The organism is Variovorax sp. 679 (genome assembly GCF_003952185.1).
Taxonomy (GTDB): domain Bacteria; phylum Pseudomonadota; class Gammaproteobacteria; order Burkholderiales; family Burkholderiaceae_C; genus Variovorax.
The window spans coordinates 489,779-514,836 of record NZ_RXFS01000005.1; the positions used below are offsets into that span (position 1 = coordinate 489,779).

Consider the following 25,058-nt stretch of genomic DNA (forward strand, 5'->3'; position numbering starts at 1 on the left):
CCATCGCCATGGCATCCGTTTCCCAGATCAAGATTCCTGCCGTCTACATGCGCGGCGGCACCAGCAAGGGCGTGTTCTTCCGCCTGCAGGACCTGCCCGAGCGCGCGCGCTTGCCCGGAGCCGTGCGCGACGCGCTGCTGCTGCGCGTGATCGGCAGCCCCGACCCTTACGCCAAGCAGATCGACGGCATGGGCGGCGCGACCTCGTCCACCTCCAAGAGCGTGATCCTCTCGCGCTCCACGCGGCCCGGCCACGACGTCGACTACCTGTTCGGCCAGGTGTCCATCGATAGCGCCTTCGTCGACTGGTCCGGCAACTGCGGCAACCTGTCGGCCGCCGTCGGGCCCTTCGCCATCGCGCAAGGACTGGTCGACCCGGCGCGCGTGCCGGAGAACGGCATCTGCACGGTGCGCATCTGGCAGGCCAACATCGGCAAGACCATCGTGTCCCACGTGCCGATCGTCGGCGGCGAGGTGCAGGAGACCGGCGACTTCGAGCTCGACGGCGTGACCTTCCCGGCGGCGGAAGTGGCGCTGGAGTTCATCGACCCTGCCGACGAAGGCGATGGAGACGGCGGCGGCGCGATGTTCCCCACCGGCAGGGTGGTCGACGACCTCGAGGTTCCTGGCGTCGGCACCTTCAAGGCCACGCTCATCAACGCGGGCATTCCCACCATCTTCGTCAACGCGGCCGACATCGGCTACACCGGCACCGAGTTGCAGGACGCGATCAACGGTGACGCCAAGGCGCTCGCGATGTTCGAGACGATCCGCGCGCACGGCGCGCTGAAGATGGGCCTCATCAAGGACGTCGCAGAAGCTGCACGGCGCCAGCACACGCCCAAGGTGGCCTTCGTCGCACCGCCGAAGGACTACACCGCCTCCAGCGGCAAGGCAGTGCGCGCGGCGGACGTCGACCTGCTCGTGCGCGCGCTGTCGATGGGCAAGCTGCACCACGCGATGATGGGCACCGCGGCAGTCGCCATCGGCACCGCCGCGGCCATTCCCGGTACGCTGGTGAACCTCGCGGCCGGCGGCGGCGAACGCGGTGCGGTCCGCTTCGGCCATCCCTCGGGCACGCTGCGCGTCGGCGCCGAAGCCCGCAAGGCCGACGACGGCGAATGGGTGGTGACCAAGGCCCTCATGAGCCGCAGCGCCCGTGTGCTGATGGAAGGCCGGGTGCGCGTGCCCGGCGACAGTTTCTGACTGATCTATTGGAAGTTCTCCGAATGTCTACCCGCAAGCAACTCAAATCCCTCGCGGAGGCCCGCCGGGGGCTGATCGTCCCGGGCGCCTTCAACGCCCTGTCCGCCAGGGTCATCGAAGACCTGGGCTTCAAGGCGATCTACATCACCGGTGCCGGCGTCACCAACATGTGGTTCGGCATGCCCGACCAGGGCTTCATGGGCCTCGCGGAAATCGCGGACCACACGGCGCGCATCCGCGACGCGGTCTCGGTGCCGCTGCTCGTCGATGCCGACACCGGCTTCGGCAATGCGCTGAACGTGCGCCACACGGTCCGCACGCTGGAGCGCGCCGGCGCCGACTGCATCCAGTTCGAGGACCAGGTGGCGCCCAAGCGCTGCGGCCATTTCTCGGGCAAGGAAGTGATCTCCACCGAGGAGGCCGTGAGCAAGATCAAGGCCGCCGTCGACGCGCGCCAGGACCAGGACCTGCTGATCATGGCGCGCACCGATGCGGCCGCCGTCCACGGTTTCGAGGCAGCGGTCGAGCGCGCGCAGAAATTCGCCGAGGCCGGTGCCGACATCCTCTTCGTCGAAGCCGTGACCAAGGAGGAAGAGGTGCGGGCGCTGCCGAAGCGCCTGGACAGGCCGCAGCTCATGAACATGGTGATCGGCGGCAAGACGCCGATCTTCAACGCGACAGAACTCGGCGAGCTGGGCTACGGCATCGTCCTCTATGCCAACGCCGCGCTGCAGGGCGCGGTGGCGGGCATGCAGAAGGCGCTGACGGTGCTGCGCGACGAGAAGGAAGTGCAGGAATCCAGCGGACTGGTCACGCCCTTCGCCGAGCGCCAGCGCCTCGTCGGCAAGCCGGAGTGGGACGCGCTGGAAAAGCGCTACACCTGACGCTTCCCCGATGGCTTCCTGTTCGTCGTCATTGATGAGCATGGAGCCCTGAAGAAGCAGGCATCTGCATCGCCGTCAGATGCCGGCGACGGCCATCGCGCGGCCGTGACGAAGAAGAGCTCCAGGGGCCTGGAGCCACGCCGCCTGCTTGGCCGCGGCCAGGATTTTTATATCTTTTTTACAGGCCGCTCCCAACATTTATCCCTGTTTTTACGCGCTCCTGCCGAGACTTGCTTACTCGTTTCGTTTGCAGGAGTGATGAATGGACTTCGTTTGGATTGCCGCCATTGCGGCCATGTGGGTCGTGATGGCCGAACTGGTGGTCGGGCTGTACAAGCTCGATGCGCCCAAGGGAGAGCGGTCATGATCGGTCTCGACGTCCTCTATGGGTTCGCCGGGCTTGTTGCCGTGATCCTTTTCGCCTACCTCGTGTTCGCGCTCATCTGCGCCGAGGAGTTCTGATCATGGACAGCTCGGCCTGGGGGCTCCTGGCCCTCTATCTCGTCGTCTTGCTGATGCTGGCCTGGCCCATCGGCAAGTTCCTCGCCGCGCTGTGCGGCGAGCGCGTTCCGCGCTGGATGCAGCGCGTCGAGGCGCCGCTCTACAAGCTCGCGGGCACGCAGCCCGGGGAGTCGATGCACTGGCGCAGCTACGCCTTTGCACTGCTCGCATTCAATGCAACCGGGGCACTGGCCGTCTACGCGCTGCAGCGCCTGCAGGGCTGGCTGCCGCTCAACCCGGCGGGCATGACGGCCGTGTCGCCCGACTCGGCCTTCAACACCGCCGTGAGCTTCGTCTCCAACACCAACTGGCAGGGCTATGCCGGCGAGTCCACCATGAGCTATCTCACGCAGATGCTCGGGCTCACGGTGCAGAACTTCTTCTCCGCCGCCACCGGCATCGCCGTCGCGTTCGCGCTGGTGCGTGGCTTCGCGGCGCGCCGCACCGACGGCAAGGGCTTCGTCGGCAACTTCTGGGCCGACGTCACGCGCATCACGCTGTGGGTGCTGGTGCCGATCTCGTTCGTGCTCGCGCTGCTGCTCGCGGGCCAGGGCGTGATCCAGAACTTCGACGGCTACAAGGAAGTGAGCACGCTCGAGACCACCGCCTTCCAGCAGCCGAAGAACGGCGCCGATGGCCAGCCCCTGAAGGACGAGAAGGGCCAGCCGGTGATGGAAGACGCCACCACCAAGACGCAGACGCTCGCCATGGGCCCCGTCGCTTCGCAGGAGGCCATCAAGATGCTGGGCACCAACGGTGGCGGCTTCTTCAACGCCAACTCGTCGCATCCGTACGAGAACCCGACGGCGTTCAGCAACCTGCTGCAGATGATCGCGATCTTCCTGATCCCGGCCGCGCTGTGCTTCACCTTCGGCCGCGTGGTGGGCGACATGCGCCAGGGCTGGGCCGTGCTCGCAGCGATGACGGTCATGTTCGTCGTCGCCGTGGTGGTCATCACGCCCGCGGAGCAGGCCGGCAATCCGCTGCTGACCCCGCTGGGCGTGGACCAGCTGTCGGGCGTGCTGCAAAGCGGCGGCAACATGGAAGGCAAGGAGGTGCGCTTCGGCATCGATGCCTCGTCGCTCTTCGCCGTCATCACCACGGCCGCCTCGTGCGGCGCGGTCAACGCCATGCACGACTCGCTCACCCCGCTCGGCGGCATGGTTCCGATGGTGCTGATGCAGCTCGGCGAGGTGGTCTTCGGCGGCGTGGGCACCGGTCTCTACAGCATGCTGATCTTCGCCATCCTGGCGGTGTTCATCGCGGGCCTGATGATCGGCCGCACGCCAGAGTACCTCGGCAAGAAGATCGAGGTCTACGAGATGAAGCTGACGTCGATCGCGATCCTGGTCACGCCGATCCTGGTGCTGGCCGGTACGGCGGTGGCCGTGATCGCGGACGCCGGCAAGGCCGGCATCGCGAACCCGGGCGCGCACGGCTTCTCCGAAATCCTGTATGCGCTGACCTCGGCCGGCAACAACAACGGCAGCGCCTTCGCGGGGCTGTCGGCCAACACGCCCTTCTACAACGCGCTGCTGGCCGTCGCGATGTGGTTCGGCCGCTTCGGCGTGATCGTGCCGGTGCTGGCCATTGCCGGTGCCCTCGCCGCCAAGAAGCGCCTTCCCGTCACGGCAGGCACCATGCCCACGCATGGGCCGCTCTTCGTGACGCTGCTGATCGGCACCGTGCTGCTGGTGGGCTTGCTCAACTACGTGCCGGCGCTCGCGCTCGGACCGATCGTCGAGCACCTGATGCTGTGGGCAAAGTGAGGCCCGGACCATGACTACCAAGACCAATACTTCCCTTTCGCTGTTCGATGCCGCGCTGCTGCGGCCCGCGCTGTGGGCCTCCGTCACCAAGCTGAGCCCGCGCGTGCAGTGGCGCAACCCGGTGATGTTCATCGTCTACATCGGCAGCATCCTGACGACGGTGCTCTGGGTGCATGCGCTGAGCTTCCCGGGCGACACCGGCATGAAGCCCGCCTTCGTGCTGGCCGTGGCCATCTGGCTGTGGTTCACCGTGCTGTTCGCGAACTTCGCCGAAGCGCTGGCCGAAGGCCGCAGCAAGGCGCAGGCCGCCTCGCTGCGCGGCCTGCGCAAGGACACCTGGGCCAAGAAACTGCATGAGCCGCACCACGGTGCACAGTGGCTGCCGGAGCAGGCGCCCAACCTGCGCAAGGGCGACGTCGTGCTGGTCGAGACTGGCGACGTGATCCCGCTCGACGGCGAAGTCATCGAAGGCGTGGCCTCGGTCGACGAAAGCGCCATCACCGGCGAATCGGCGCCCGTGGTGCGCGAATCGGGCGGCGACTTCTCGGCCGTCACCGGCGGCACCCGCGTGCTGTCCGACTGGCTGGTGGTGCGCGTCTCGGTGAACCCGGGCGAATCCTTCCTCGACCGCATGATCACCATGGTCGAGGCGGCCAAGCGCCAGAAGACGCCGAACGAGATCGCGCTCACCATCCTGCTGGTCGCTCTCACGCTGGTCTTCCTGATCGTCACCGCCACGCTGCTGCCGTTCTCGATCTTCAGCGTCGGCGCGTCCAATGCGGGCACCGTGGTGTCGCTCACCGCGCTGGTCGCGCTGCTGGTGTGCCTGATCCCGACCACCATCGGCGGCCTGCTGTCGGCCATCGGCGTGGCCGGCATGAGCCGCATGATGCAGGCCAACGTGATCGCCACCTCGGGCCGCGCGGTGGAAGCCGCCGGCGACGTCGACGTGCTGCTGCTCGACAAGACCGGCACCATCACGCACGGCAACCGCCAGGCCACGTCCTTCCTGCCGGCTCCCGGCGTGACCAAGGCCCGCCTCGCGCGCGCCGCCATGCTTGCATCGCTGGCCGACGAGACGCCCGAGGGGCGCAGCATCGTCGAACTCGCGCGCCGCGACGGCCTGGACGCCACGCCCGTCGAAGGTGCGCACTTCGTGCCCTTCACCGCGCAGACCCGCATGAGCGGTGCCGACCTGCCGGCCGCGCCGAACAGCCTGGACGCCGACCCGATCCAGATGCGCAAGGGCGCGGTCGACGCGGTGCGCCGTCATGTCGAGGCGCTCGGCGGCACGATGGCGTCCGAGGTGCTGCGCTCGGCCGAGGAAGCGGCACGCCGCGGCAGCACGCCGCTGGCCGTGGCCGAGGGCAACCGCGTGCTCGGCATGGTGGAGCTCAAGGACATCGTCAAGACCGGCATCAAGGAGCGCTTCGCCGAGCTGCGCCGCATGGGCATCAAGACGGTGATGATCACCGGCGACAACAAGCTCACGGCCGCCGCCATCGCCGCCGAGGCCGGCGTGGACGACTTCCTGGCCGAGGCCACGCCAGAGGACAAGCTCGCGCTGATCCGCCAGTACCAGTCCGAAGGACGGCTCGTGGCCATGACCGGCGACGGCACCAACGACGCCCCCGCGCTCGCGCAGGCCGACGTGGCCGTGGCCATGGGCAGCGGCACGCAGGCAGCGAAGGAGGCCGGCAACATGGTCGACCTCGACTCCAACCCGACCAAGCTGCTCGAGGTGGTGGAGACCGGCAAGGCGCTGCTGATGACGCGCGGCTCGCTCACCACCTTCTCGATCGCGAACGACGTGGCGAAGTACTTCGCCATCATTCCGGCGATCTTCGTCTCGACCTATCCGCAGCTGGGCGCGCTCAACGTGATGCAGCTCGCGAGCCCGTCGTCGGCGATCCTGAGCGCGGTGATCTTCAACGCGCTGGTGATCGTGTTCCTGATTCCGCTGGCGCTCAAGGGCGTGCGCTACCGGCCGGTGGGCGCCGCCTCGCTGCTGCGCCGCAACCTTGCCGTCTACGGCCTGGGCGGCCTGGTCGTCCCCTTCATCGGCATCAAGCTGATCGACTGGCTGCTGGTAGCCGTCCATCTGATCTGAGGAGCACTTCATCATGAAAAACGTCATTCGTCCCGCGCTCGTGCTCTTCGTGCTGCTGAGCGCGCTCACCGGCCTGATCTATCCCATGGCCGTCACCGGCGCGGCGAAGGCCGCGTTCCCCGCGAAGGCGGACGGCAGCCTGATCGTGCTCGACGGCACGACCGTGGGCTCGAGGCTCATCGGCCAGAACTTCAGCGATCCGAAGCACTTCTGGGGTCGCCCGTCGGCCACCGCGCCGCAGCCCTACAACGCGAGCGCCTCCGGCGGCTCGAACCAGGGGCCGCTGAACCCCGCGCTCACCGATGCGGTGAAGGCGCGCGTGGAAGCGCTGCGCGCGGCCGATCCGGGCAACACGGCGCCGGTGCCGGTCGACCTCGTCACGGCCTCGGCCAGCGGGCTCGATCCGGACATCAGCCCGGCCGCCGCCCAGTACCAGGCGGCGCGCGTGGCGCGCGTGCGCGGCCTGACCCTGACCCAGGTCCAGTCGCTGATCGACAGGAACACGCAGAAGCCGCTGCTGGGCTTCCTGGGCGAGTCGCGCGTCAACGTGCTCGCGCTGAACATCGATCTCGACAAGGCGAAGTAAGGGGCATCGGGGTGGCTTGCTCCGCACCGGCCCACGCGCCACCGGCCTCCCACGGCCCCGGCGTTGCCGTTCCCTGCGACCATGCCAGCCGGTGCTGGCAGGCGCGCGATTCCTGAGTGAGGGCTGCGCCATGGCCATCGATCTGTTCCACGTTCTCTGCGCGTTGGCGGTTCTGTTCATTCCCCTGGGCTTTGCATGGTTCGCCGTGTCCCGCACCGCGCGCCGGCATTCGCACGACACCAGGCGCCGGGAGCCGAAGAGGGATGACGCCGCCCCGCGCAAGGATCCGGCGCAACGCTAGTCCCGGCCGGCGTTGCCCATGCAAGACTTCATGCGTCCCGACCCCGATGCCCTGCTTGCGCAACTGCGCAGCGACGAGGCGCGCGCCCAGCGCGGCAAGCTGCGCATCTACTTCGGCGCCAGCGCGGGCGTCGGCAAGACCTGGGCGATGCTCAGCGCCGCGCAGCGCGAACGCGCGGCGGGGCGCGACGTGCTGATCGGCGTGGTCGAGACCCACGGCCGCAGCGAAACCGCCGCGCTGCTCGCGGGGCTGGAGGCACTGCCGCTGCGCGAGCTGGACTACCGCGGCCGCACCCTCGCCGAGTTCGACCTCGACGCCGCATTGACCCGCAAGCCCGCCGTGCTGCTGGTCGACGAACTGGCCCACACCAACGCCCCCGGCTCGCGCCACGCCAAGCGCTGGCAGGACGTGCAGGAGCTGCTGGCCGCGGGCATCGAGGTGTGGTCCGCGCTCAACGTGCAGCATCTGGAAAGCCTCAACGGCACGGTCGGCGCCATCACCGGCGTGCGCGTGCACGAGACCGTGCCCGACACCGTGCTCGACGAGGCCGACGAGGTGGTGCTGGTCGACGTCACGCCCGACGAGCTGACGGCCCGGCTCGCGGCCGGCAAGGTCTACATGCCGCAGCAGGCCGAGCGCGCGGCGCAGAACTTCTTCCGCAAGGGCAACCTGATCGCGTTGCGCGAGATCGCGCTGCGGCGCACCGCCGAGCACGTGGAGGACGACGTGCGCGGCTGGCGCGTGGAGCAGTCGGGCGCCGGCGGGCATGGCCGGGACCTGCAGGCCTGGAACACCTCGGGTGCGATCCTCGCGTGCGTCGGCCCGCATGAAGGTGCGGCGCAGACGGTGCGCACGGCTGCGCGGCTTGCGGGCCAGCTCAACGTGCGCTGGCATGCGGCGTATGTCGAGACGCCCCGGCTGCAGCGGCTGGGTGCCGCGGAGCGCGATCGCATCCTCGCCGTGCTCAAGCTCGCGGAAGAACTGGGCGCGGTGACCGCGGTGCTGACCGGCGTCGATGTCGCGGTGGAGCTTGCGGCACAAGCCCAGCGGCTCAACTGCGCGACGCTGGTCGTCGGGCGCGCCGAGCCGGCCGGCGGCTGGCAGCGCTGGTGGCCTTCGGCCGCACTGACGCGCGAACTCGCCCGGCATGCGCCGGGCCTCGACATCGTCGAAGTGGCCCGGGCCGAAAGCTCGCGGCGCCTTGCCCATGCACGCCCCGGCCGGCGAACCGACGACAGCGTGGATGACACCGACCGTCCGCGATCGCGCTGGCCCGGCTATGCCTTCACCGCGGCGATCAGCGTGGGCATCACGCTGGTCGTGATGCCGCTGTCGAACGTGCTCGAGCTGACCAACATCGTGATGCTGTTCCTGCTCGGCGTCGTCGGCGCCGCGCTGTGGTTCGGACGAGGGCCGGCCGCCGTGGCCGCACTGCTCAACGTCGCGGCCTTCGACTATTTCTTCGTGTCGCCGCGTCTCTCTTTCGCGGTGAGCGACGTGCAGTACGTGCTGACCTTCGCGGTCATGCTCACCGTCGGCTTGCTGGTGGGGCAACTGACCGCCGGGCTGCGCTTCGCCGCGGGCGTTTCCGCCAGCCGCGAGCGGCGGGCGCAGTCGCTGTTCGAGTTGACCCGCGAGCTGTCGGCGGCGCTCGAAAGCATGCAGGTCGTCGAACTCGGCACGGCGGCGGTCGAAGGTCATTTCGGCGGCCGAGCGCTGGTGCTGGTCACGGACGCAAACGACCGTCTCGTGATGCCGGCGCAATCGCCCGACGGATTCGATGGCTCCGTCGCCGACTGGTCGTTCCGGCAGGGCCAGCCGGCTGGCCTGGCCACCGCCACGCTGGCGGCGCAGCCGTGGCACTACGTGCCGCTGCGCGCGCCGATGCGCGTCCGGGGCGTTCTGGCGCTGTCGCCGGCACAGCCCCGCTGGCTGCTGATTCCCGAGCAGGCGCAGCAGCTCGAGACGCTCGCGCGGCAGATCGCCATCGCGCTGGAGCGCGTGCACTACGTCGAGGTGGCGCAGCAGGCGGTGGTCGAAATGGAGTCGGAGCGCCTGCGCAATGCCTTGCTCGGTGCGATCTCGCACGACGTGCGCACGCCGCTCACGGCGCTCATCGCGCTGGCCGAATCGCTGCAGACGCTGCCGCCCGGAGAGCATGCGGAGGCGGCCCGGGCAATCGTTTCGCAGGCGCGACAGCTTCACGCGCTGGTCAGCAATCTGCTGGACATGGCCCGCCTCGAAAGCGGCATTGCCGGTGGCGCGGTGAACCTGCGCCGCGACTGGCAATCGGTGGAAGAGGTCCTTGGGTCCGCGATCCGGGCGGCCGAGGCCGCGCTGGCCGGTGTGCATGTGCAGACGGTGCTGCCGGCGGATCTGCCGCTCGTCGAGTTCGATGCCGTCCTCATCGAGCGCGTGCTCGTCAATCTTCTGGAAAACGCGGCGAAGTACGGTGCGCCGCCGATCGCGGTGACGGCGCAGGTGACCGACGCCGCCCTAGTGCTCACCGTGCGCGACCACGGCCCCGGCCTGCCGGCCGTGGTGAAGGGCCACGAGCAGACGCTGTTCGACAAGTTCACGCGCGGCCAGGCCGAGTCCGCCACGCCCGGCGTCGGCCTGGGCCTTGCCATATGCAAGGCCGTGGTCAATGCGCATGGCGGCGACGTGACCGCTTCGAACGCAGGGGACGGTGGCGCGGAGTTCGTCGTGACGTTGCCGCGGCGGGCTCCGCCCGTGTCCATGGAAGCTCAACTCTGAAAGATATGTCCTCCCACACTGCTGTTGTCATTGAAGACGAACCCCAGATCCGGCGGTTCGTGCGCGGTGCGCTCGAAACCGAAGGCTGGCAGGTGCATGAGGCCGGCACGCTGCGCGAAGGCCTGACGGCTGCGGGAACGCGCCGCCCCGACCTGCTCGTGCTCGATCTCGGGCTGCCGGACGGCGACGGCGTTGCGCTCATCCAGGACGTGCGCCGATGGTCGGCGGTTCCGATCATCGTGCTGTCCGCACGCAGCAGCGAGGCCGACAAGATCACGGCGCTGGATGCCGGTGCCGACGACTACCTTACCAAGCCCTTCGGCGCCGGCGAGCTGCTCGCGCGCGTGCGGGCCACGCTGCGGCGGCCGCGCCCGATCGGCGGCAGCGAGGAGGCGGAGTCCGTCTTCCGCTTCGGCGAGGTGGAGGTCGACCGCGTCGCGCGGCTGGTGCGAAGGGCCGGTGCCGAAGTGCACCTCACGCCGACGGAATACCGTCTCCTGACGGTGCTGATCTCCAACGCGGGACGCGTGCTGACGCAACGCCAGCTGCTGATCACCGTGTGGGGACCGGCGCATACGGAGCAGAGCCACTATCTGCGCATCTACATGGGGCACCTGCGCCAGAAGCTGGAAGTCGACCCTGCGCAGCCGCGCCATCTGCTGACCGAGACGGCGGTGGGCTACAGACTGTTTGTCTGACATTGGCCGGTGCCCGGCAAGCGCGGCCGCGATGAAATCTTTATGCGCGCCGCATCACTTTTTACGAGGCTTTTACGGGGCGACTTCTAGGCTATGCGCTTCCGTTTCTTCTCAACCTTGCCTCATGAAAAAGATCCCCAGCCGGGCCACCTCCACCATCTCCGCGAAGCACGTGCTCGGACTCGTCGCCGCATTGACCGCGTCCGGCGCGGCCCTGGCGCAGACTGCAACGACCGACGCCGCAGCAGCGTCTGCGGCAGCTCCCGCCCAGAACCTGACGGGCAACGTGTCGATCACCACGAACTACAAGTTCCGTGGCCAGGACCAGGACATGATCGGCAAGAACGACTACGCCAAGACCAAGGGCTTCAAGCCCGCCATCCAGGGCGGCCTGGACTACGCCTTCGGCGACAGCGGCTTCTACGTGGGCAACTGGAACTCCAGCGTCAACTGGCTCAAGGGCAACAGCATCGAGATGGACGTGTACGGCGGCTACAAGTTCAAGGCCGGCCCGCTGGACATGGACGTCGGTGCGCTCAGCTACATCTACCCGGGCAACTCCTCGGGCAACACCACCGAGCTGTACGTCGCGGGCACCTACGCCAACGAAACCCTCGGCTCGTTCACCGCCAAGTACTCGCACACGGTGTCGAAGGACTACTTCAACTTTGCCGGCAACAAGGCCGGTTCGGGATTGAAGGGCACCAACACCGGCTACCTGAACCTGTCGTACAGCAAGGAGATCGTGCCCAAGGTCACGCTGAAGGCCGCGCTCGGCTACACGAGCCTGTCGAGCGACATCCGGAACAACACGCCCTACAGGAGCTATGTCGACTACAGCATCGGCGCTTCGTACGATTTCGGCGGAGGCCTGTCGCTGACCGGTTCCGTGCAGGGAGCGAACAGGAAGAGCGCGTACAACACGGCGGCAGGACCGCTGTACGACTTCGGCTACTTCTCCACGCAACAGCAATATTCACCCAACAAGACGCGCTTCATCCTCACGTTGACGAAGACGCTCTGAACCTGAAGGCGACGGGCGCGCCATGGCGTGCCTTCGTGGATTCCATGCCTCCGGCAGAAACGATCTGGTTCCGCGCCGCGGCGTGGGTTCGGGTGGCTCGCGCCTTGCCGGACATGAGCCTGCATTGGTCCTGCTGCGGCACGCCCTTGCTCGATCCCGCACAGGAAAGACTTGAAAGCAGTGGCGATGCCGGGATCCTGCTGGCTTCCTGTGGCCATTGCGGGGCGCGCTGGCTGGGCATCGTCGCGGCGCACCGTGAAGCTCCGGAAGTCCTTGTGAACGCGCCCCTGCAAGTCGCAAATGCCCGGGTACCAGCCGCGATTTTTACGCGGCATTTCTATCTCCGGCTGCATTGTTTACACCGTTTTCACACGCCGCTCCCGATACTGAGGGCGTGTTCTTTTCCATTGCAGGAACTTCATGGCTTACGCCGCTTATCGGGAATATGCAGGCACCGTGCGTGCCAGGTGCGAGACGACTTTCAAGGTGCTCGATGTCACGGTGCCATCGGTGGACGCGTGCCGCGTCCGGCGCGGCATCGCCGCATGCAAGGGCGCCGGCGTATTGCGCTGCGAACCCCTGATGCGCGTGAATGCAACCTGCGAGAGCGGCGCTCCGCGCGCCCGCCTCCTGATCCGCCTGCCGCTGGCGAGCTATGCCTGCGTGATGCACTGCCTTCTCGAATGCGCGCCCGATGGGGAAATAGGCCACCTCACGAGCTGGCGCGAACATCTCCAGCGCTACGGCATCGCCAATGGCGGCTGAACTGGAGGGAGCGCTCGCCGACTCGGCGATAGCTCCCGGCCGGACGCTCGTCCGCGGCTGCCCGAACCGGGCTGCGCCGTCGGGGCTTCCGGGTGGCGCAAGACCCCGGGCAGATTCGCGATCTTTCGCCGCGAAGCCGGTTGCGCCGGCAAACCGGCAGGAAGCATCGCGGCTTCGGCAGCCGCCGGAGGTCCTGCTGGGCGAAGAGATCGATGTGCTGGAGCGCATCCTCGAACCGGGCGTGAGCCTTGCGCTGTGGAATCGCGCACAGCAGGCACCCATAGCGGCATGGCTGGACGCCTTGCCCCTGGCCAGGCATCCCACGGCCCGGCTGCAATTGCGCGCAGCCGATGCCGCAACCGCGCTGCACGCGGCATGCAAGGCGTCGCGCACGCCGGCCGGACCCGAGCGGGATGCGCTCGTGGCAGACATCGACATGCTGGTCACGCGCTTTGCGCTGATCACCGGAAGCCCCCGGGTGGATCTGGCGCTGCAGGTCCGCGACCGCGATGCCGATGAAGACTGGCACACCGAATGTGCCGGCCGGCATCTGCTGTGCAGCTACAGCGGCCTGGGCATGGAGTGGGTGGCATCCCGCCATGCAGGCGCGGCGTTGCGGGCACCGAAGGGCTTCGCAGGCCCTTTCGAGCGCATGCCGCTTCAGGCGGTTGCGCTCCTGCAAGGCCGCAGCGTGGATGCCGGTGGCTGTGAGCGGGGGCTTGTGCACCGTTCGCCGCAATTGGGCAACGCCTGGTCGCATCGCTTCGTGCTGCGTCTCGGCGAACTGCGCCAGGAGCGTGCGCATCTTCACGATGATTTCCGGTGCCGGCAGCAATGAAGGCGCATTCCGGGCCGAAGTCGCCCGCGCGATTTCCGCTTCTTCCTGACTGCGGCGTACGGTCCGCGGCAGAAGTTCCGGTCCCGGCTCAACCCTGCGTCCTGAAGATCGACGTGCCGATCGAACTCCCGCCCGTGGGCATCATCGCGCTGCACGGCCGTTCGCAGACGCCGGCCAGCCAGCTGCTGATGGGCTGCCTGCGAAAGGTCACGCCGCAACAGGTGCGCGATCGTCAGCGCAGCACCAGCACCGGAATGTGCGAGTGCGTCAGCACGTGCAGCGTCTCGCTGCCCATCAGCAGGCGCGCGAGGCTGCGGCGTCCGTGCGAGGCCATCACGATCAGGTCGCACTGCTGGTTCTTGGCTGTCGTGATGATGGCCTCGGCCACCTGGTTCGACCGCATGACGATGGCCTGGGCGCTGCGCACGCCCTTGGCGAGCGCGGTGGACGTCACCCTGTCGACCAGCTGCTGCGCGGCCCGGTCGGTGTGCGCCTGCGATTCCTGGATGTCGCGCTGGCTCAGCATCATCGAGCCTTCGAAGTAGCCGACCGGCTCGATGTGGGCGACGGTGACGCTCACCAGGTCCGCATTGGTCAGCAGGGCCAGGTCGATGGCGGCCTTGACCGCCTGCTCCGACAGCGCCGAGCCGTCGGTTGCGACAAGAACACGCTTGTACATGGCAGGCTCCTTGGCCCCCGGCACCGCGGGTGCCCACACTTCAGTCTAGTTCGCGATCGCGGCCATGCAAGCCGGGGCGGGCTACCCTTCATTTTTCGCGCCGGCTGCCGATAACTCGTGCTCGTACACGACAAGGAGGATCGAAATGGTGAATGCCATCGGTGCAACCGGCAGCGCGAGAAGCGGGGGCGACGTGAACGCCGAGATCGCGAAGATCCAGCGCCAGATCACGGCGACGCAGAAGCAGATCAAGGAGACGCAGGGCCTGCTGCTCAGCACGCCCGAAGGCGAGGCGCGCAAGATGGTCCAGCAGCAGCTTCAGGCGCTGGCGGCCCAGCTGGCCATGCTGCAGCAGCAGATGAACGCCTTGCGCATGGGCGCCGTCCAGAAGAGCGCCATGGCGTCGATGGAAGAAAGCGCCACTGCCTCGCAGCGCTCCGGCAACGGCAGCCGCAACGGTTCCATCGGAGGCATCGTGGACGTGGAGGCCTGACTCAGCCCCCGCGTTCGGGCCACCGGTGCCGCGTGCCGCCGGAGCGCCGGTCGGCCTTCTCCGCCACCACCCCTTGCGCGAGGAGCTGTTCCCCGCGCTGTTCCAGGTGTTGCAGGCAGCGCAGGAAGGCATCCACGTCCGCGGGCGCGATGCCTTCCAGCAGCTCGGTGTTGAGCCCGGCGATGCGAGGGAACAGCCCGCCGAACAGCTGCTGGCCCGAAGCGCTCAGCCGCACATGCACCTCGCGCCGGTCCTCTGCGTTCTGGCGCCGGTGCACCAGTTTCTTCTCGACCAGGCTGCGCAGCCCGCGCGAGGTGCGCACCCGGTCCAGGTGCAGGTGCGCGGCCAGCGCCGACGAGGTCATCTCGCCCTCCTGCGCGAGCGTGGCGATCATTCCCCACTCGCGGCGCGTGATGCCGAAGCCCCCCTCGACCAGCCGCGTCGCCATGCCGCTGCCCGCGCGCACGGCGCGCGCCATGCGGTAGAGCAGCAGGTCGTCCAGGGAACGGGGCGTGCGCAACGCTCCTGCGTCGGGAAAGGCTTGTTGCATACGGATGGTGGAGGGACCGGAGGAGTGTGGTTCGCCCGCCTCGGCGGGCAGTTGATGGATTAGATCAACTGTTTGCCCATACGTATAAACCAGTAACAAATTTGAACGAGCGGAAACAGTCTTGGCGCGCGATTTTCGCCGTGAAACCCGCGCCTTCCCGTTCACGACCACTGTCCGCAGGAGATCCGATGCCCGCACTTCTTTCCAGGCGCAAGCTCATCGTGGCAGGAGCCACGGCCCTTGCCGCCTGCGCTCCCCTGGCTCACGCCCAGGCGCCCGCCGCGCTGGACGGGGGGCCGCTCACCCTCGTGGTCGGCTACGCGCCGGGCGGCAGCACCGACCGCATCGCGCGGCTGATCGCCGAGCGGCTCGGGCCGAAGCTCGGCGTCGCGGTGAGCGTGGAGAACCGCCCGGGCGAGGGCGGACGGCTCGCGGCCAAGGAAGTGAAGCGCGCGTCCGCAGGACAGAACGTGCTGATGCTGGGCAACCCCGCCGTGATGGTGGTCGCGCCGCTGGTGTTCAAGGACGCGGGCTACGACCCCGACAAGGACTTCGTGCCCGTCTCGCAGGTCAGCAGCTACGACTTCGCGCTGGCGGTCGGCCAGAAGCTCCAGCTCGACCGAGCGATGTTCCTGGTGGGCCGGCTCTGGGCGCATCCGGAAGAGGCCGTGTTCGGCGTGCCCGCCACCGGCAGCCTGCCTCACTTCTTCGGCCTGATGGTGGGCGACGCGCTTAGCGTGCAGCCGCAGATCAAGGGCTACGGCGGCTCGGCGCCGCTGGCGGCCGACCTGAGCGGCGGCAGCCTGCCGATCGCCATCGACACGCTCGACTCGCTCTATCCGCAGCACGTGGCCGGCAAGATCCGCATCCTCGCCACCTCGGGCAAGAAGCGCGCGAGCTTCGCGCCCAACATCCCGATCTTCCGCGAGGCCGGCATGAAGATCGACGCCGACGGCTGGAACACCTTCTTCGCGCCCAGCTCGATGGCGCCGGCCAGGGTGCAGTTGCTGGCCAACTCGATCCGCGACGTCATGAAAGACCCGGGCCTGCAGAAGGCGGCCGACGCGCTCTTCATCACGCCGGTGGTCAGCAACGCGGCCGAGACCGCGCAGATGCTGAAGACCTATCGCGCGCAGTGGGAGCCGGTGGTTCGCCGCTCAGGCTTCCAGCCTTGATACTCCCCCAGGCTTCGCGCACTTCGTGTCGCTTCGCCTACCCCCTCGCCGGGGGCGACACCTGCGGCCCGGCGGAGCCGGTTCCGCGGTGTCCTGCGAATGGACCGGGCCTGTTCAGGCGGCGAGGGCTCGCATCTCGGCGATGAGATCGGCTTTGCCTTCGAAGCCGATGCCGGGCAGCGGCGGCAGGGTGACGTAGCCGTTGTCGACCTTCACGCCGTCGGGGAAGCCGCCGTAGGGCTGGAACAGGTCGGGGTAGCTCTCGTTGCCGCCGAGACCGAGGCCGGCCGCGATGGCCAGCGACATCTGGTGGCCGCCGTGCGGAATGCAGCGCGAGGGCGACCAGCCGTTCTCCTTCAGCATGTCGAGCGTGCGCAGGTACTCCACGAGGCCGTAGCTCAGCGCGCAGTCGAACTGCAGCCAGTCGCGGTCGGGGCGCATGCCGCCGTGGCGGATGAGGTTGCGCGCGTCCTGCATCGAGAAGAGGTTCTCGCCCGTGGCCATCGGGCCGGCGTACACCTCGCCGAGCTTGGCCTGCAGCTCGTAGTCGAGCGGGTCGCCGGCTTCCTCGTACCAGAAGAGCGGGTATTGCGATAGCGCGCGGCCGTAGTCGACGGCCGTCTGCAGGTCGAAGCGGCCGTTGGCGTCCACCGCGAGCTGCTGGCCGGGGCCGAGGATCTTCAGCACCGACTCGATGCGCTCGCAGTCTTCGGCGAGCGAGGCGCCGCCGATCTTCATCTTCACCACCGAGTAGCCGCGCTCCAGGTAGCTGGTCATCTCGCGCTGCAGGCCTTCGAGGCCCTTGCCGGGGTAGTAGTAGCCGCCGGCCGCGTAGACGAACACGCGCGGGTCGGGCTTGCCGGTGCCGTAGCGCTCGGCCAGCAGCTGGTAGAGCGGCTTGCCTGCGATCTTGGCGGTGGCGTCCCACACGGCCATGTCGATGGTGCCCACGGCCACCGAGCGCTCGCCGTGGCCGCCGGGCTTCTCGTTGATCATCATGCGGGCCCAGATCCTGTGCGGATCGAGGTTGTCGCCGGTCTCGTCGAGCAGCGACGCGGGCTCGGCCTCCAGCAGGCGAGGCAGGAAGCGCTCGCGGATCAGGCCGCCCTGGCCGTAGCGGCCATTGGAGTTGAAGCCGTAGCCGACGACGGGCTTGCCGTCGCGGATCACGTCGGTGACCACGGCCACGAGGCTCAGGGTCATCTTCGAGAAGTCGATGTAGGCGTTGCGGATGTCCGACTTGATGGGGCGGGTGGATTCGAGGATGTTGACGATTTTCATGGTCGGGTTCCGGGGTGAGAGGGAGTGAAAAATTCAGCGGTGCAGCGACGAGCCGCCGCAGATGGCGACGTCCTGCCCCGTGATGGCCGCTGCCTGCGGCGAGAGAAGAAAGCCCACGAGCGCGGCGATCTCCCCGGGCTGGATCAGCCGGCCGATCGGCGGCATGCGCGGCGCGCTGCCCGCGCGGGCCGGGTCCTGCAGCATCGAGGTCTGCGTCGCGCCGGGCGACACCACGTTGACGGTCACGCCCTGCGCCGCGACCTCTGCCGCCCAGCTTCGCGCGAGCGCGATCAGCGCGGCCTTGGTCGCGGCGTACTGGCCGCGACCGGGCAGGCCCTGCGCGACGCGACTGCCGACGAACACCACACGGCCCCTGCCGCGCGCGGCCATCGCGGGCACGAGCGCGTCGGCCAGGCGCGTGGCCGCGTCGACGTGCAGGCGCCACATGAGCTCGCCGCCTGCGTGGTCGAGCGAGCCCAGTTCACCGACGCGCAGCACGCCGGCTGCGTGCACCAGTGCATCGGCGTCCTGGAGTGCAGCGGCTGCGCGCGCGATGGCACCGGTGTCGCACAGGTCCACGGCTGCGTGCGTGAAACCAGCGTGGGAGGAAAGCGTCGGCGGTGCAAGGTCGACGCCGCTCACGCGCCAGCCCGCTTCCAGCAGATGCGAGGCGATGGCGCGGCCGATGCCGCCGCTGCTGCCCGTCACCACCGCATGCGGCGCCGTGGTGGCCTCATTCGACATGGATGTTGCCCTCCACGATGATCTTCTTCGAGCGCGCCATGTCTTCGGCCTGGAACTTCGCGAAGTCATCGACGCTGCCCGGCGTCAGCAGCAGGCCCTGTGCATTCAGCGTCTCGCGCATGTCGGTGCCCAGCGCCTTGTTGACCTCGGCGTTCAGCCGCTGCGTGATGGCCGGCGGCAGTTTCGCCGGGCCCCAGAGGCCGTACCAGCTGTAGAACTCGTAGCCCGGAATGCTTTCACCCACCGTGGGCACGTTCGGCAGGCTGGTGGCGCGCGTGGCCGAGGTCACGGCGATCACCTTCAGCATGCCGCTCTTGTGATACTGCAGCGAGCCTAGGATGGGGTCGATGAAGCCGTCGATCTGCCCGCCGATCAGGTCCTGGAACGCGGGCGCCGTGCCCTTGTACGGCACGATCAGGTAGTCGAGCCCGCCGCCCGCGCGCTTGAGCAGCTCGGTCGACAGATGTCCGGCCGATCCGATGGAACCCACCGCGAAGGTCATCTTGCCCGGGTGCGCCTTGGCGTACGCGATGAGCGACTTCACGTCGCTCACCGGCAGGTTCTTGTTGACGGCCACCGACAGCGGCGCCTTCGCCACCAACGCCACCGGGGTGAAGTCGCGCACCACCTCGTACGGCACCGACTTCATGGTCATCGGCGCGGTGGTGAAGGTCGAGGCGTTGAACAGCAGCGTGTAGCCGTCGGCCGGCGCCTTCGACACCACGTCCGCGCCGATCACGCCGTTGCCGCCCGCGCGGTTCTCCACGATGAAGGTCTGGCCCGTCTGCTCGCCGAGCTTCTGCGCCAGCAGGCGGCCGATGGTGTCGAGCGTGCCGCCCGGCGGAAACGGGATCACCATGCGCACCGGGCGGCTGGGCCAGTTCTGGGCGAAGCCGGCGGTCGATACGGCGGCCAGCGCGAGGGCGGCCAGCGTGGCGCGCAGGAAGTGCTTGCGTTGCATGTCTCTTGTCTCCTTGTGTTTTCTCGATCGGGCGCCATGGCCCGTGGGCTCAGCGCTTCGACAGCCCGGCTTGCTCGACGGCCGCGCGCAGCGCGTCCATCTCGCGCGCGCTCGGCGCCTCGGTGGGCGGGCGCACCGTGGCGTTCTCGAGCACGCCGGCCAGGTACATGCCGCCCTTCATGCGCGCATGCGCCTCGCCGGTGGGTTCGCCGCCGCCGTACACGGCATCTTTCAGCGGCGTGATGAGCGCCTGCACCGCCATCGCCTTCTTCAGGTCGCCGGCCTTCACCGCGTTCCACAGGTCGATGATCAGTTGCGGGATGAAGGTCGCGAAGCCGACCAGCGCGCCGTCCACGCCCTGGACCATGGAGGCCAGCAGGTATTCGTCGTGGCAGGTGAGGATGGCCTTCGAGGCATCGGCCTCGCGGATCGCCTGGATGTCGCGGGCGTACTTGTTCATGTCGCGCTGGCCCACCTTGAAGGCCTGCAGGTAGGGCAGGCGCGCCAGCTCGGCCAGCAGTTGCGACGAGTACGAGGCGCGCGTCCATGCCGGATACACGTGGCAGACCAGGTCCAGCTCCGGCGCGGCGCGGTGGATGGCCTCGAAGTACTGCAGCGCGTGGCCGGGCGTGAAGCCGAAGCGCAGCCAGTGGTGCGGCGGCATCACGTCCAGCGCCACCGCGCCTGCTGCCTGCGCGGCGCGGGCGTGCTCGGCAGCCTCGGCCAGTCCTTCGCAGACGATCGACGAAATTACCGGCATGCGGCCGCGCAGCTCGTCGGCGACGATGCGCGTCACCTCGGCGCGCTCCGAAGGCGTCAGCGAGAACACCTCGCCGGTGTGGCCGTTGGTCATGATCGCCACCACGCCGTCATGACCGACCAGCCACGAGGCCAGCTTGCGCAGCGCCGGCTCGTCGATGCGGTGGTCGTTCGTGAAGGGGCAGGAAATGGCGGGGATGATCCCGCGATAATTCGCGATGGAAGGCATGCTGTGTCTCCGTGATGGTTCAAGTTGCAGGAATGGGTGCATCTTTTGCCGGCGGGGCGCGGGCCGTCCAATACTCGAATCGCATACAACTATTCAATCGCGCTGCGCATGGGCCCCGGCAATCGACCGCTCGACCTCGAATGGCTGGAAGATTTCCTGGCCCTCGCCGAGACCGGCAATTTCTCGCGTGCCGCGCAGGCGCGCTCCATCGCGCAGCCGGCCTTCAGCCGCCACATCCGGTCGCTGGAAGAGTGGGTGGGTGTCGACCTGTTCGACCGCAGCGGGCACCCCACCGCGCTCACGGCGGCGGGCAAGCGCTTTCAGCCGCTGCTGCAGGAAGTGCTCGCCGGGCTCGAGGCCGCTCGCATCAAGGCCCGCGCCGCGCACGACCTCGACGCCGCCAGCCTGAGCTTCGCCGCCACGCATGTGCTGTCGCTGACCTTCTTTCCGCGCTGGCTGGGCAGCGTGGAATCGCGGCTGAGCACGGGCCCGATCCAGACCGTTTCCGACAGCTCCTACGCCTGCGAAGACCTGATGCTGCAGCGCCGCGTGCAGTTCGTGCTGTGCCATGGGCACGCGGGCGCGCCGGGCCGGCTCGACGACACCGGCTACCCGGTCCAGCGTTTGAGCGAAGACGTGCTGGTGCCTGTGAGCGCGCCCGATGCGAGCGGCGCGCCGCTGCATGCGCTGGGCGTCGGCCAGTCGCCCGCCGTGCTGGCCTACAGCGAGGCCTCGGGGCTGGGCAGGATCATGCGGGCCATGCAGGACAGCGAGTTCGGCAAGGACTTCGCCGCGTCACTGTCGATCGTCTTCACGGCCCACCATGCCGCGCTGCTGCGCACCATGGCGCTAGAAGGCCGCGGCCTCGCGTGGCTGCCGATGAGCCTGGTGGCCGACGACCTGCGCAGTGGTGCGCTGACGGACGCCGGCGCGGGCGGCTGGCGCGTGCCGGTGGACATCCGGCTGTACCGCCAGCAGGCGCAGATGGCGCCGGTGGCCGAGGCGCTGTGGGCGCTGGTCAGCGAAAGCACCTCAGCCGCCTGATTGGCACCGCTTGTTCGCGGGACACCGCGGAACCGGCTTTGCCGGGCCGCAGGTGTCGCCCCCGGCGAGGGGGTAGGCGCAGCGACACGAAGTGCGCGAAGCCTAGGGGAGTTCTAGTTCATGCAGCGCGCTTCGAGCGCGTCGAGGAAGCTGCGGTCCCACCGGCCTTCCTTCATCGCCTGGATGGTGCGCGCTTCCGTCTCCAGATGCGCGCGCGCCTTCTCGATCAGCAGTTCGGCCTCGTCGGGCGAGAAGGCCAGCAGACCGTCCTGGTCGCCCACCACGATGTCGCCCGGGTTCACGATCATGCCGCCCACCGACACCGGCACGTTGATCTCGCCGGGGCCGTCCTTGTACGGGCCGCGGTGGTTCACGCCGCGCGCATACACCGGGTAGTCGCGCTCGCGGATCTCGGCCACGTCGCGGATCGCGCCGTCGAGCACCAGGCCCGCGGTGCCGATGGTCGCGGTATAGAACGACAGGATGCCGCCGATGACCGCGTTGGTGACGTCGCCGCCCGCATCGATCACCAGCACGTCGCCGGGCCGGCAGAACTCGAAGGCGCGCATGGGAGTGAGGTTGTCGCCACCGCGCGTCTTCACGGTGACGGCCGTACCCGCCATGGTCTTGTGGCCGGGGCGGTGATAGGGCTGCAGGCCCACGCTGCCGATATTGCGGTGCAGGTTGTCGCTTAGCGCAGCGACCGGGATGTCCTGCAGCGCGGCGAGGATGGCCGGCGCTACTTGCGGGGCCGAGGGGTTCTTGCGGATGGCTTTGTAGGGCATGGGCTTGTCCTCTTCGTTGAATCTTCAGCGCAGCGCGGCCACGGCGCGCGCGATGCGCTTGCCGCCTTCTTCCAGCGTCTCGATCGAAGTGGCGATGGAAAGACGGAAGTAGGGCGACAGGCCGTAAGCCGTGCCCGCGACCACGGCCACGCCTTCGCTTTCGAGCAGGTACATCACCACGTCGCCGTCTTCTTCCAGGCGCTTGCCCTGCGGCGTGGTCTTGCTGATGAGGCCGCCGCAGTTGATGTACAGGTAGAAGGCGCCGGGCGGCGTGGCACAGCTCAGGCCGGGAATGGCGTTGACGAGTGCCAGCGTGCAGTCGCGCCGCTGCCTGTACACGGCCACGCTCTCGGTCACGAAGCTCTGGTCGCCATTCAGCGCTGCCGCAGCGGCCGCCTGGCTCACCGAGCAGCAGTTGCCGGTGGACTGCGACAGCAGCGTGTCCAGCGCCTTGATGAGATCCACCGGCCCGGCCGCGTAGCCGATGCGCCAGCCCGTCATCGCGTAGGTCTTGGAGACGCCGTTCACGATCAGCGTGCGATCGCGCAGCGAAGGCGCCACGGCGAGGATGTGCGGCAGCGGCTCGTCGTCGAAGCGGATGTGCTCGTAGATCTCGTCGGTCATCACCATCACCTGCGGATGGCGTTCAAGCACTTCGGCCAGCGCGCGGTATTCGGCGGCCGTGTAGCTCGCGCCGGTCGGATTGCTCGGCGAGTTGATCAGCAACCAGCGCGTGCGCGGCGTGATGGCGGCCTCGAGCTGCGCGGGCGTCAGCTTGAAGCCGTTCGCCTCGGGGCAGGGCACGGTGACGGGCGTGCCCTCGCAGGCCAGCACCATGTCGGGGTACGACACCCAGTACGGCGCGGGAATGATCACCTCGTCGCCCGGCTCCAGCGTGATCGCGAAGGCGTTGTAGATCGCGCTCTTCGCGCCGCTGGTGGCGATGATCTCGTTCATCGCGTAGCGCAGGCCGTTCTCGCGCTCCAGCTTGGCGACGATGGCCTCTCGCAGTTCCACGGTGCCCGCCATCAGTGTGTAGCGGGTGGCGCCGCGCTCGATGGCGGCGGCCGCGGCCTGGCGGATGTGGGCGGGCGTGTCGAAGTCGGGCTCGCCCACCACGAGGTTCACGATCGACTTGCCCTGCCTGCGCAGTTCGTTGGCGCGGTCGGCGGCCGAGGTGCTGGGCGAGGGCTTGATGCGCCGCACGCGGGCGGCAATGCGGGAGGCAACGTTGGAGTCAGCGCTGGAGGTAGTGGCTTGCATGGACCGAACGGTACGCACATCGAAGCGGCGAGGCCAAGACGAGATTGCACTGGTCGTATAGGCGCAGCTTATGACTCATGGTGAGCACCCATATCCGCCGCGCAGGCCCGGTGCTAGGCTTGGCTTTTGCTTGGGGACAAGGCGTGAACCTGCGACGCCTCAAATATTTCGTGAAGATCGTGGACATCGGAAGCCTTACGCAGGCGGCCGAGGTTCTTTTCATCGCCCAGCCCGCGCTGAGCCAGCAACTGGCCACGCTCGAAGGCGAGGTGCGCCAGCAACTGCTGGTGCGCACCAAGCGCGGCGTGACGCCCACCGAGGCCGGCAAGGTGCTCTACCGCCATGCGCAGATCATCCTGCGCCAGTGCGAGCAGGCCCGCGTCGACATGGAGGCGGCCGGCGAAGGGCTCTCGGGCCAGGTGTCGGTGGGGCTCGCGCCCGGCACGGCCGCGTCGGCGCTGTCGCTGCCGCTGCTGCGCACCGTGCGGGCGCGCCACCCGGGCATCCTGCTCTACCTGAACGAGAACTACGGCACCACGCTGAGCGAGCTCATCATGAACGGCCGCATGGACCTGGCCGTGCTGTACGGCGACAAGGCCATCCACGGGCTGACTTTCCTGCCGCTGCTCAAGGAGCCGCTCTTTCTGGTCGGTCCGGCGTCGATGCCCGCGCCCTCGCAGCCGGTGAAGCTGGCCGACCTGCGCGACATCGAGCTCTTCTTGCCGCGCCCCTACAACGTGGTGCGCAAGCTGGTGGACGCGGCCTTCGTGCGCGCGGGTATGGTGCCGCGCGTGGTGGCGGAGATCGAATCGGCCTTCACTCTCACGGCGGCCATTGCCGACGGGCTGGGCGCGACCATCCTGCCGGCGTCGATGGCGCGCGAGGTGGTCGCGAGCTGCGGGGCATGGCAGTTCCCCATCGTCGACCCGGTCATCGAGGCGCCGCTGGCGCTGTGCCAGTCAGACCACCTGCCGCTGTCGGAGCCCGCGCAGGCGGTGAAGGACATCCTGCTCGAACTGGTGGCCGACCTGGCCGGCACCGTCGCGTCGACGCCCGAGCCAGAGATCGCCGCGCTGCCCTGAAGCCGGCGTCATAAGCCGCTCTTATCCCGGCACAGCCAAACCGTCTTTGGCTTCGGGCCCGCGGCCCGTTACCTTTCATGCATGCCGTCACGCGTTCGCGGAGCGCGTCGGCCCTCACAGCCATCGGCATGAAGCAGGAACAGATCAAGACGCTCATCGACGCTTTGGCCGCATCGGACCTGGCGGAACTGGAGTACAGCGAGAACGGCAGCACGCTGCGGCTGGTGAGGCTGTCCGCGCTGGGCGCCGCGCCCGCTGCGCGAAAGCCGGCCGCCGCGCGCAGGGCCGCGAGAGGAACCGTTGAAGAAGAAGCAGCGGCGCCGGCACCCGCCAGCGCCGACTGCCTTGCACCGCTGTTCGGCGTGGTGCACCTGCAGCCCGCGCCCGGCGAACCGCCCTTCGTGCAACCGGGGCAGGCTATCGAGGCCGGCCAGCTGCTGTGCGTGATCGAGGCGATGAAGATGTTCAACGAAGTCCGCGCCGACCGCGGAGGCGCTGTGCAGCAGGTGCTCGTGCGATCGGGCCAGGAAGTGGAAGCAGGGCAGCCCCTGTTCCGCTTCGCATGAGAGGGCAGG

The 25,058-nt window shown here is 68.5% G+C and carries 25 protein-coding genes; 17 read left to right on the forward strand and 8 right to left on the reverse strand.

The features are described 5' to 3' along the window. Positions 1-8 precede the first annotated feature (8 nt). From prpF to EJO71_RS15685, 12 genes are all read left to right on the forward strand, one after another. Positions 9-1,205, forward strand: coding sequence for a 2-methylaconitate cis-trans isomerase PrpF (prpF, locus tag EJO71_RS15635; RefSeq protein ID WP_125949211.1), 1,197 nt, complete (start codon positions 9-11; stop codon positions 1,203-1,205). A gap of 23 nt (positions 1,206-1,228) precedes the next feature. After that, the gene (locus EJO71_RS15640; protein WP_125949210.1) at positions 1,229-2,089 is read left to right on the forward strand and encodes an isocitrate lyase/PEP mutase family protein; all 861 of its coding nucleotides are present in this window, start codon (positions 1,229-1,231) and stop codon (positions 2,087-2,089) included. A 363-nt stretch (positions 2,090-2,452) separates the two neighbouring features. After that, on the forward strand, positions 2,453-2,551 hold the full coding sequence (gene kdpF / locus EJO71_RS15645; RefSeq protein ID WP_125949209.1) for a K(+)-transporting ATPase subunit F: 99 nt from the start codon (positions 2,453-2,455) through the stop codon (positions 2,549-2,551). Between the two features lie 2 nt (positions 2,552-2,553). Further along, positions 2,554-4,359: a potassium-transporting ATPase subunit KdpA gene (gene kdpA / locus EJO71_RS15650; RefSeq protein ID WP_125949208.1), complete on the forward strand. Its 1,806-nt coding sequence runs from the start codon at positions 2,554-2,556 to the stop codon at positions 4,357-4,359. A 10-nt stretch (positions 4,360-4,369) separates the two neighbouring features. After that, positions 4,370-6,469: a potassium-transporting ATPase subunit KdpB gene (gene kdpB, locus EJO71_RS15655; protein WP_125949207.1), complete on the forward strand. Its 2,100-nt coding sequence runs from the start codon at positions 4,370-4,372 to the stop codon at positions 6,467-6,469. 13 nt (positions 6,470-6,482) lie between these two features. Next, positions 6,483-7,055, forward strand: coding sequence for a potassium-transporting ATPase subunit KdpC (kdpC, locus tag EJO71_RS15660; RefSeq protein ID WP_125949206.1), 573 nt, complete (start codon positions 6,483-6,485; stop codon positions 7,053-7,055). 130 nt (positions 7,056-7,185) lie between these two features. Next, positions 7,186-7,356, forward strand: coding sequence for a hypothetical protein (locus tag EJO71_RS34345; RefSeq protein ID WP_164546823.1), 171 nt, complete (start codon positions 7,186-7,188; stop codon positions 7,354-7,356). 18 nt (positions 7,357-7,374) lie between these two features. Beyond that, positions 7,375-10,113: a DUF4118 domain-containing protein gene (locus EJO71_RS15665; RefSeq protein WP_125949205.1), complete on the forward strand. Its 2,739-nt coding sequence runs from the start codon at positions 7,375-7,377 to the stop codon at positions 10,111-10,113. A 5-nt stretch (positions 10,114-10,118) separates the two neighbouring features. Beyond that, positions 10,119-10,811, forward strand: a complete 693-nt coding sequence (gene kdpE / locus EJO71_RS15670; RefSeq protein WP_125949204.1) for a two-component system response regulator KdpE — start codon at positions 10,119-10,121, stop codon at positions 10,809-10,811. Between the two features lie 193 nt (positions 10,812-11,004). After that, positions 11,005-11,835: a TorF family putative porin gene (locus EJO71_RS15675; protein WP_240651408.1), complete on the forward strand. Its 831-nt coding sequence runs from the start codon at positions 11,005-11,007 to the stop codon at positions 11,833-11,835. A 420-nt stretch (positions 11,836-12,255) separates the two neighbouring features. Then, positions 12,256-12,600 carry a hypothetical protein gene (locus EJO71_RS15680; protein ID WP_125949202.1) on the forward strand — a complete coding sequence of 115 codons (345 nt, stop codon included), beginning with the start codon at positions 12,256-12,258 and terminating at the stop codon, positions 12,598-12,600. Next, complete coding sequence (locus EJO71_RS15685; RefSeq protein WP_125949201.1) at positions 12,590-13,438, forward strand: DUF1826 domain-containing protein; 849 nt, start codon at positions 12,590-12,592, stop codon at positions 13,436-13,438. The genes EJO71_RS15680 and EJO71_RS15685 overlap by 11 nt, the downstream gene beginning before the upstream one ends. A 232-nt stretch (positions 13,439-13,670) precedes the next feature. Here EJO71_RS15685 and EJO71_RS15690 read toward each other — a convergent pair whose 3' ends face one another. After that, positions 13,671-14,117 (reverse strand): universal stress protein, encoded by a 447-nt coding sequence (locus tag EJO71_RS15690; protein ID WP_125949200.1) that lies wholly within the window; start codon positions 14,115-14,117, stop codon positions 13,671-13,673. Between the two features lie 145 nt (positions 14,118-14,262). Here EJO71_RS15690 and EJO71_RS15695 point away from each other — a divergent pair, with 145 nt between their 5' ends. Beyond that, a complete protein-coding gene (locus tag EJO71_RS15695) occupies positions 14,263-14,610 on the forward strand; it encodes a FlxA-like family protein (RefSeq protein WP_164546824.1) in 348 nt (115 codons plus the stop codon). Between the two features lies 1 nt (position 14,611). Here the strand turns inward: EJO71_RS15695 and EJO71_RS15700 are convergent, their stop codons facing one another. Continuing rightward, positions 14,612-15,160, reverse strand: coding sequence for a MarR family transcriptional regulator (locus EJO71_RS15700; protein ID WP_125949198.1), 549 nt, complete (start codon positions 15,158-15,160; stop codon positions 14,612-14,614). Between the two features lie 188 nt (positions 15,161-15,348). Between EJO71_RS15700 and EJO71_RS15705 the strand changes: the two genes are divergently transcribed. Then, positions 15,349-16,335 (forward strand): tripartite tricarboxylate transporter substrate-binding protein, encoded by a 987-nt coding sequence (locus tag EJO71_RS15705; RefSeq protein WP_125949197.1) that lies wholly within the window; start codon positions 15,349-15,351, stop codon positions 16,333-16,335. Between the two features lie 114 nt (positions 16,336-16,449). Here EJO71_RS15705 and EJO71_RS15710 read toward each other — a convergent pair whose 3' ends face one another. The 4 genes from EJO71_RS15710 to EJO71_RS15725 are packed head-to-tail and all read right to left on the reverse strand — an operon-like array spanning position 16,450 to position 20,309. Beyond that, on the reverse strand, positions 16,450-17,616 hold the full coding sequence (locus EJO71_RS15710) for a mandelate racemase/muconate lactonizing enzyme family protein (RefSeq protein WP_125949196.1): 1,167 nt from the start codon (positions 17,614-17,616) through the stop codon (positions 16,450-16,452). 33 nt (positions 17,617-17,649) lie between these two features. Further along, a complete protein-coding gene (locus EJO71_RS15715; RefSeq protein ID WP_125949195.1) occupies positions 17,650-18,360 on the reverse strand; it encodes an SDR family oxidoreductase in 711 nt (236 codons plus the stop codon). Continuing rightward, the gene (locus EJO71_RS15720) at positions 18,350-19,321 is read right to left on the reverse strand and encodes a tripartite tricarboxylate transporter substrate binding protein (protein WP_125949194.1); all 972 of its coding nucleotides are present in this window, start codon (positions 19,319-19,321) and stop codon (positions 18,350-18,352) included. The genes EJO71_RS15715 and EJO71_RS15720 overlap by 11 nt, the downstream gene beginning before the upstream one ends. Positions 19,322-19,370: 49 nt before the next feature. Then, complete coding sequence (locus EJO71_RS15725; protein WP_125949193.1) at positions 19,371-20,309, reverse strand: dihydrodipicolinate synthase family protein; 939 nt, start codon at positions 20,307-20,309, stop codon at positions 19,371-19,373. Between the two features lie 108 nt (positions 20,310-20,417). On the opposite strand from EJO71_RS15725, the gene EJO71_RS15730 reads away from it, so the two are divergent. Then, entirely contained in the window at positions 20,418-21,353 is a 936-nt protein-coding gene (locus EJO71_RS15730) for a LysR family transcriptional regulator (RefSeq protein ID WP_125949192.1), read from the forward strand. A 113-nt stretch (positions 21,354-21,466) separates the two neighbouring features. On the opposite strand, the gene EJO71_RS15740 is transcribed toward EJO71_RS15730, so the two are convergent. Together EJO71_RS15740 and EJO71_RS15745 are read right to left on the reverse strand one after the other, a co-directional pair. Beyond that, complete coding sequence (locus tag EJO71_RS15740; protein WP_125949191.1) at positions 21,467-22,138, reverse strand: RraA family protein; 672 nt, start codon at positions 22,136-22,138, stop codon at positions 21,467-21,469. A gap of 24 nt (positions 22,139-22,162) precedes the next feature. Further along, the gene (locus EJO71_RS15745) at positions 22,163-23,401 is read right to left on the reverse strand and encodes an aspartate transaminase (protein ID WP_125949190.1); all 1,239 of its coding nucleotides are present in this window, start codon (positions 23,399-23,401) and stop codon (positions 22,163-22,165) included. 143 nt (positions 23,402-23,544) lie between these two features. Between EJO71_RS15745 and nac the strand changes: the two genes are divergently transcribed. Both nac and EJO71_RS15755 read left to right on the forward strand, forming a co-directional pair. Then, a complete protein-coding gene (gene nac / locus EJO71_RS15750) occupies positions 23,545-24,483 on the forward strand; it encodes a nitrogen assimilation transcriptional regulator NAC (RefSeq protein WP_093209927.1) in 939 nt (312 codons plus the stop codon). A 128-nt stretch (positions 24,484-24,611) separates the two neighbouring features. Further along, the gene (locus EJO71_RS15755) at positions 24,612-25,049 is read left to right on the forward strand and encodes an acetyl-CoA carboxylase biotin carboxyl carrier protein subunit (protein WP_125949189.1); all 438 of its coding nucleotides are present in this window, start codon (positions 24,612-24,614) and stop codon (positions 25,047-25,049) included. Positions 25,050-25,058 lie beyond the last annotated feature (9 nt).

Excerpts from the sequence above, each read along its gene's own strand:
- EJO71_RS15695 (WP_164546824.1), top strand. The coding sequence starts at position 14,263 with ATGGTGAATGCCATCGGTGCAACCGGCAGCGCGAGAAGCGGGGGCGAC.
- EJO71_RS15665 (WP_125949205.1), top strand. The coding sequence starts at position 7,375 with ATGCAAGACTTCATGCGTCCCGACCCCGATGCCCTGCTTGCGCAACTG.
- prpF (WP_125949211.1), top strand. The coding sequence starts at position 9 with ATGGCATCCGTTTCCCAGATCAAGATTCCTGCCGTCTACATGCGCGGC.
- kdpA (WP_125949208.1), top strand. The coding sequence starts at position 2,554 with ATGGACAGCTCGGCCTGGGGGCTCCTGGCCCTCTATCTCGTCGTCTTG.
- kdpC (WP_125949206.1), top strand. The coding sequence starts at position 6,483 with ATGAAAAACGTCATTCGTCCCGCGCTCGTGCTCTTCGTGCTGCTGAGC.
- kdpE (WP_125949204.1), top strand. The coding sequence starts at position 10,119 with ATGTCCTCCCACACTGCTGTTGTCATTGAAGACGAACCCCAGATCCGG.
- EJO71_RS15710 (WP_125949196.1), bottom strand. The coding sequence starts at position 17,616 with ATGAAAATCGTCAACATCCTCGAATCCACCCGCCCCATCAAGTCGGAC.
- EJO71_RS15640 (WP_125949210.1), top strand. The coding sequence starts at position 1,229 with ATGTCTACCCGCAAGCAACTCAAATCCCTCGCGGAGGCCCGCCGGGGG.
- EJO71_RS15685 (WP_125949201.1), top strand. The coding sequence starts at position 12,590 with ATGGCGGCTGAACTGGAGGGAGCGCTCGCCGACTCGGCGATAGCTCCC.
- EJO71_RS15700 (WP_125949198.1), bottom strand. The coding sequence starts at position 15,160 with ATGCAACAAGCCTTTCCCGACGCAGGAGCGTTGCGCACGCCCCGTTCC.
- kdpB (WP_125949207.1), top strand. The coding sequence starts at position 4,370 with ATGACTACCAAGACCAATACTTCCCTTTCGCTGTTCGATGCCGCGCTG.
- EJO71_RS15705 (WP_125949197.1), top strand. The coding sequence starts at position 15,349 with ATGCCCGCACTTCTTTCCAGGCGCAAGCTCATCGTGGCAGGAGCCACG.
- EJO71_RS15730 (WP_125949192.1), top strand. The coding sequence starts at position 20,418 with ATGGGCCCCGGCAATCGACCGCTCGACCTCGAATGGCTGGAAGATTTC.
- EJO71_RS15715 (WP_125949195.1), bottom strand. The coding sequence starts at position 18,360 with ATGTCGAATGAGGCCACCACGGCGCCGCATGCGGTGGTGACGGGCAGC.
- EJO71_RS15720 (WP_125949194.1), bottom strand. The coding sequence starts at position 19,321 with ATGCAACGCAAGCACTTCCTGCGCGCCACGCTGGCCGCCCTCGCGCTG.
- EJO71_RS15725 (WP_125949193.1), bottom strand. The coding sequence starts at position 20,309 with ATGCCTTCCATCGCGAATTATCGCGGGATCATCCCCGCCATTTCCTGC.
- EJO71_RS34345 (WP_164546823.1), top strand. The coding sequence starts at position 7,186 with ATGGCCATCGATCTGTTCCACGTTCTCTGCGCGTTGGCGGTTCTGTTC.
- kdpF (WP_125949209.1), top strand. The coding sequence starts at position 2,453 with ATGATCGGTCTCGACGTCCTCTATGGGTTCGCCGGGCTTGTTGCCGTG.
- EJO71_RS15680 (WP_125949202.1), top strand. The coding sequence starts at position 12,256 with ATGGCTTACGCCGCTTATCGGGAATATGCAGGCACCGTGCGTGCCAGG.
- EJO71_RS15690 (WP_125949200.1), bottom strand. The coding sequence starts at position 14,117 with ATGTACAAGCGTGTTCTTGTCGCAACCGACGGCTCGGCGCTGTCGGAG.
- EJO71_RS15755 (WP_125949189.1), top strand. The coding sequence starts at position 24,612 with ATGAAGCAGGAACAGATCAAGACGCTCATCGACGCTTTGGCCGCATCG.
- EJO71_RS15745 (WP_125949190.1), bottom strand. The coding sequence starts at position 23,401 with ATGCAAGCCACTACCTCCAGCGCTGACTCCAACGTTGCCTCCCGCATT.
- EJO71_RS15740 (WP_125949191.1), bottom strand. The coding sequence starts at position 22,138 with ATGCCCTACAAAGCCATCCGCAAGAACCCCTCGGCCCCGCAAGTAGCG.